Source organism: Limibacillus sp., from assembly GCA_037379885.1.
In the GTDB taxonomy this organism is placed as follows: Bacteria; Pseudomonadota; Alphaproteobacteria; order Kiloniellales; family CECT-8803; genus JARRJC01.
Genome location: JARRJC010000115.1, coordinates 1 through 5,079 on the forward strand (window position 1 = coordinate 1; position 5,079 = coordinate 5,079).

Annotated in this window: 5 protein-coding genes; 4 read left to right on the forward strand and 1 reads right to left on the reverse strand. The window is 63.5% G+C overall.

Features of this window, described 5'->3' with window-relative positions; genetic code table 11:
• From P8X75_15075 to rimO, 4 genes are all read left to right on the forward strand, one after another.
• A partial coding sequence (locus P8X75_15075; GenBank protein MEJ1996503.1) for a TRAP transporter large permease subunit occupies positions 1 to 1,141 on the forward strand: 1,141 nt, incomplete at its 5' end.
• A gap of 23 nt (positions 1,142 to 1,164) precedes the next feature.
• Positions 1,165 to 2,514, forward strand: a complete 1,350-nt coding sequence (locus P8X75_15080; GenBank protein ID MEJ1996504.1) for an amidase — start codon at positions 1,165 to 1,167, stop codon at positions 2,512 to 2,514.
• Between the two features lie 74 nt (positions 2,515 to 2,588).
• Entirely contained in the window at positions 2,589 to 2,873 is a 285-nt protein-coding gene (locus P8X75_15085; GenBank protein MEJ1996505.1) for a hypothetical protein, read from the forward strand.
• A 56-nt stretch (positions 2,874 to 2,929) separates the two neighbouring features.
• On the forward strand, positions 2,930 to 4,273 hold the full coding sequence (rimO, locus tag P8X75_15090) for a 30S ribosomal protein S12 methylthiotransferase RimO (GenBank protein MEJ1996506.1): 1,344 nt from the start codon (positions 2,930 to 2,932) through the stop codon (positions 4,271 to 4,273).
• An 8-nt stretch (positions 4,274 to 4,281) separates the two neighbouring features.
• Here the strand turns inward: rimO and P8X75_15095 are convergent, their stop codons facing one another.
• Positions 4,282 to 4,866 carry a 2OG-Fe(II) oxygenase gene (locus P8X75_15095; protein MEJ1996507.1) on the reverse strand — a complete coding sequence of 195 codons (585 nt, stop codon included), beginning with the start codon at positions 4,864 to 4,866 and terminating at the stop codon, positions 4,282 to 4,284.
• Positions 4,867 to 5,079 lie beyond the last annotated feature (213 nt).

Here is a 5,079-nt window from a genome sequence, read left to right on the forward strand (position 1 = left end):
CGCGGTGCCACTTTTCTTGTTTATGGGATACGTGGTGGAAAGAGCGAACATCGTAAACCGGCTGTTCTTCTCTTTCCAATTGGCAGCACGCCACCTGCCTGGTTCTATGGCCGTAGCTGCGCTGGCCACCTGCGCTGTCTTCGCGACGGCCACGGGCATCATCGGTGCCGTCGTGACGCTGATGGGCATGCTGGCCTTCCCGGCCATGCTGGAGGCCAAGTACGACCAGCGCTTCGCCTCCGGCGTGATCTGCGCGGGTGGCTGCCTCGGCATCCTGATCCCACCCAGCATCATGCTGATCGTCTATGCGGCCATCGCCGAGATATCGCCGCTGCGGCTCTACGCCGGCGCCCTCTTTCCGGGTTTGATGCTCGCGGGCTTCTACATGATCTACGTGGTGACGCGCGCCACCATTAATCCGAAGCTAGCACCCAAGCCGAAGGTCGAGGATATCTCGATCGCGACGGTGGCCAGCGAGCTGTTGAAGTCCTTCGTGCCCCTTGCCGTCCTGATCTTATCGGTGCTGGGCGCGATCCTGGCTGGCTTGGCGACGCCTGCGGAAGCAGCGGCGGTCGGCGCGGCTGGCGGTCTCGTCCTCGCGGTGATCTACCGTTCGCTTACCTGGGAGCGGCTGAAGGAATCCGTCTATCTGACCGCAAAGACCTCGGCTATGGTTTGCTGGCTCTTCGTCGGATCCTGGACCTTCGCCTCGGTTTTCTCCTATCTAGGCGGGCACGACATCATCAAGGACTGGTTCCTGTCCCTCGACATCGGGACAGTCGGCTTCCTGATCTTGGCACAAACTGTCATCTTCTTGCTCGGTTGGCCTTTGGAATGGACGGAGATCATCATCATCTTCGTGCCGATCTTCCTGCCAATGCTGGAGACCTTCAATGTCGAGCCGCTGTTCTTCGGCATGCTCGTGGCGCTCAACCTGCAAACCTCCTTCCTGACACCGCCCATGGCTATGGCGGCCTATTATCTGAAGGGGGTGGCACCACCCTACGTGAAGCTGACGGATATCTTCGCCGGCATCATGCCATACCTGGCGATCGTCATCTTCACGATGGTGCTGCTCTACAACTTCCCAGGCATCGCACTCTGGCTGCCGGAGTACCTCTTCGGCCCTCCGAGTAATTGACGGAGGTGATTGAGAGTGTGCCGATGAAGACTGAGACGCTGACCTTTAGCGCCTTGGAGGCGGCAAAAGCGGTCCGCAATGGCGAGATCACCTGCGAAGAGCTGGTGCAGGCTTGCCTGGACAGGATCGAAGAGTTCGACGGAGAGATCGGGGCCTGGGCCCACCTCTCCGCCGAACATGCCCTGACCCAGGCTAGGCAGGCGGACAAGTTCCGCCGCCTTGGCCGTGGCGTCGGGCCGCTCCATGGCGTGCCGGTTGGCATCAAGGACATCATCGACACCAAGGACTTTCCCACCGAACAGGGCTCGCCGATCCACCAGGGTCGGCGCCCCGTCGAAGACGCCACGCTGGTCGCGAAACTGCGGGAGGCGGGCGCGATCATCCTGGGCAAGACGGTCACCACCGAGTTCGCGGTCATGCATCCAGGCAAGACCGTCAACCCTCACGACACCGGCCGCACGCCCGGCGGCTCGTCGAGCGGCTCGGCCGCAGCGGTCGCCGCCAAGATGGTGCCACTCGCGGTGGGCACCCAGACGAACGGTTCCGTCATCCGGCCCGCGGCCTTCTGCGGTGTTGTCGGATACAAGCCCACCTACGGTCTCATCTCCCGCCACCGCGTGCTGCGGCAATCGCCACCGCTCGATCAGATCGGGGTCTTCGCCAACTCGGTTGAAGACGCCGGGCTCATGGCACAGGCCATGATGGGTTACGACGACCGGGATGAGGCGACACGGCCCCAGGCCTCTCCCGACCTCTGGCGGCTCCTCTCGGAAGACCCGCCGATGACCCCGCGCCTGGGCTTCGTCAAGGGACCGGTCTGGAATCAGGCCGAGGACTCGACGAAGGAAGCCTTCGCCGAGTTGGTGGACTTCCTGGGTGAGACTGCCGAGGAGGCTGAAATCGCCCCCGTCTTCGACGAGGTGATTGACCTGCACCGCATGGTGATGGAGGCCGACCTGGCAAAGAATATCGGCCCCAACCTGGAGCGCGCGCCGGATCAGGTAAGCAAGATCCTGACCGAGATGATCGTACGGGGCCGAGAGGTGAAGGCTGTCGCCTACAATCTGGCGATCGACCGGATCAAGCTCCTGCCGCTTGGGCTTGATGAACTCTTCGAGACTTACGACGCCATCATCACCCCCGCCACGGCCGGAGAGGCGCCCAAAGGGCTGGAGACGACGGGAAGCCCAGCTTTCTGCACGCTCTGGACCTTTTGCGGAATGCCGGCGATCACGCTGCCTATTCTGAGCGGCGCGGAGGGCCTCCCCCTCGGCGTTCAGTTGGTTGGGCGCAAGGGCGAAGACGGAAAGCTGCTGCGCACGGCGCGCTGGCTCATGGAACAGGTGGCGCTGGACGCCGCCGCGGACGCATGAACCCGAAAGGAGGGTTATCAGGCGCCGCGGTCATACAAGACCTGCGTGATAGCTAACGCAGCCCCTCTAATCCCGTGAACACGACAGGCGGCGCGATGTCCTTCTGGAAGGCCTATTTCCGGGTTCCCGCCAGCATGATCGTCTGGGTGATGGAGACCTTCGCCGCCAACCGGGCGCGTCTGGCCTCTTTCGTCGGTCAGCCCCGCGTCGCTTCATTCCTCAAAGGTCTCTTCTGCATCACGCTCATCGTCTGGCTGGCCATCGCTTTCCTCATTGCCGATGAAGACGCCGGTCACCGCTTCACCGAGGCGGTCAAGGAATACGTCCCGCAAACCAAGGAATGGGGCCTTATCGACTAGACGCGACCGCTTTTCCCGCTGGCAAAAGCAGCGCGGCGCGGATAGAAGATGCGCCCATGACCAAGCAACAAACAGCAAGCAAGAGCCCCAGCGTTGGCATCGTGTCGCTCGGCTGCCCCAAGGCGCTGGTGGATTCCGAGCGGATCCTGACCCAGCTGCGCGCCACGGGCTACAGCATCTCGGGCGACTACGAGGGTTCCGACGTAGTGATCGTCAACACCTGCGGCTTCCTCGACAGCGCCAAGGCCGAGAGCCTGGAGGCCATCGGTGAGGCGATCAGCGCCAACGGCCGGGTGATCGTGACGGGCTGCATGGGCGGCGACCCAGAGGAAATCCGCAAGGCGCATCCGAAGGTTCTGGCCGTCACCGGGCCCCAGCAGTACGAGGCGGTCGTAAGCGCGGTCCGCGAAGCGGCCCCTGCCCCTGCAAACCCCTACGTCGATCTGGTGCCCGAACAGGGCCTGAGGCTGACGCCGCGTCACTACGCCTATCTGAAGATATCGGAAGGCTGCAATCACTCCTGCAGCTTTTGCATCATCCCCGACCTGCGCGGCAAACTGGTGAGCCGCAAGGCCAACGACGTTCTATACGAAGCCGAACGTCTGGTTCGCGCCGGAGTCCAGGAACTGCTCGTCATCTCCCAGGACACCTCGGCCTACGGCGTGGACATCAAGCACGCCGAGAGCCGCTATCACAGCGAAAGCGTCCCGGCGCGCTTCTACGACCTCTGCGAAGCCCTGGGCGAGTTTGGGGTCTGGGTCCGGCTGCACTACGTCTATCCCTACCCGCATGTGGATCATGTCATCCCCTTGATGGCGGAGGGCAAAGTGCTGCCTTATCTCGACATCCCCTTCCAGCACGCCTCCCCGCGCATCCTGAAGGACATGAAGCGACCCGCCGCCCAGGCCAAGACCCTGGAGCGGATCGCGGCCTGGCGCTCGCTCTGCCCCGATCTGACTCTGCGTTCCACCTTCATCGTCGGCTTCCCCGGGGAGACTGAGGAAGACTTCCAGATGCTGTTGGACTGGCTGAGCGAAGCTGAGATCGACCGTCTCGGCTGCTTTAAGTACGAGCCGGTCGAGGGCGCACGCGCCAATGCGCTGGGTGACCCGGTGCCCGAGGAGTTGAAGCAGGAACGCTGGGACCGCCTGATGCAGCATCAGCAAGCCATCAGCGAGACGCGCATGCGCGCCAAGATCGGCAGCCGAATCGAGGTGATCGTGGACGAAGTCGACGAGGAAGGCGCCATCGCCCGCTCTCAGGCCGACGCCCCGGAGATCGACGGCAACGTCTTCCTGAACGGGGTAACGGAGTTGGAGCCCGGCGACCTGCTAGAGGTAGAGGTCGAGGAAGCCGACCATTACGACCTCTGGGCTTCGCCCGTGCCGCTGGACGACTGAGACTCCTCCTATTTGAAGTCGGGGCCGTGGGCCCAACCCACCAAGGAGTGGCGCACCCCACCGGTGACCGGCGTTATGCGATGCGACAGGAAGCTGGCGAAGAAAAGCGCGCCGCCCTGCTTGCGCGGCGCGCGCCACTTGCGGCCGTCGGCGAAGAGTTCCAGTGCGCCGCCCCGGTATTCCGCTCCCGCACTCAACTGAACCGAAATGGAGAGCTTGCGCTTGGCCGCCAGGCCGGAATGCGCGCGGTCTCCGTGCCAATCGAAGCCGCCGCGCCTGCGCGCCTCATAGCGGGCGATCTGCAAGCGCTCCTCGAAGCCTGAAAGCTCGAAGCCGAAGACCTCGCGGTTGGCTTCGGCCAAAAGCTGCGCCATGCGCTTTTCGACCCAAGCCCATTCCGCCGTCTCAGGCACCCAGACAATGGCGCTGCGGCGCACGCCAGGGGCGTAGCCCGCCTTGATTTGCGCTTCCTCCGGCCTGTTGAGGTCGATCAGATCGCGCAGAGCAAGACATTCAGCCTCGTCGAATGCGCCGGGAAGGCAGGCGACGAAGGCCGGGGGCGGTGCGGACTGCTTTTCTAGAATAGGCGCCACGCTTGCATGTCCCTTCCCAGACAAAAATGACGCGACAGCAAAACGTGGAGCGTTATATGCGCCCGATCCGGGGTTAGCGCCAGTGCAATCGCATCAACGCCCAAGGCAGCGCGCGGCCCCGGTCAGGGCGGGTGCGTCGGCGGTGATCAGAAAGCAGGGGATCGCGCGCAGGAAATCCGACATGCGCCCCTTCGCCTCGAACCGCTGCCGGAA

What these genes read in the sequence shown, in the direction of transcription:
- P8X75_15080 (MEJ1996504.1), top strand. Translation starts at nt 1,165, where the DNA reads ATGAAGACTGAGACGCTGACCTTTAGCGCCTTGGAGGCGGCAAAAGCG.
- rimO (MEJ1996506.1), top strand. Translation starts at nt 2,930, where the DNA reads ATGACCAAGCAACAAACAGCAAGCAAGAGCCCCAGCGTTGGCATCGTG.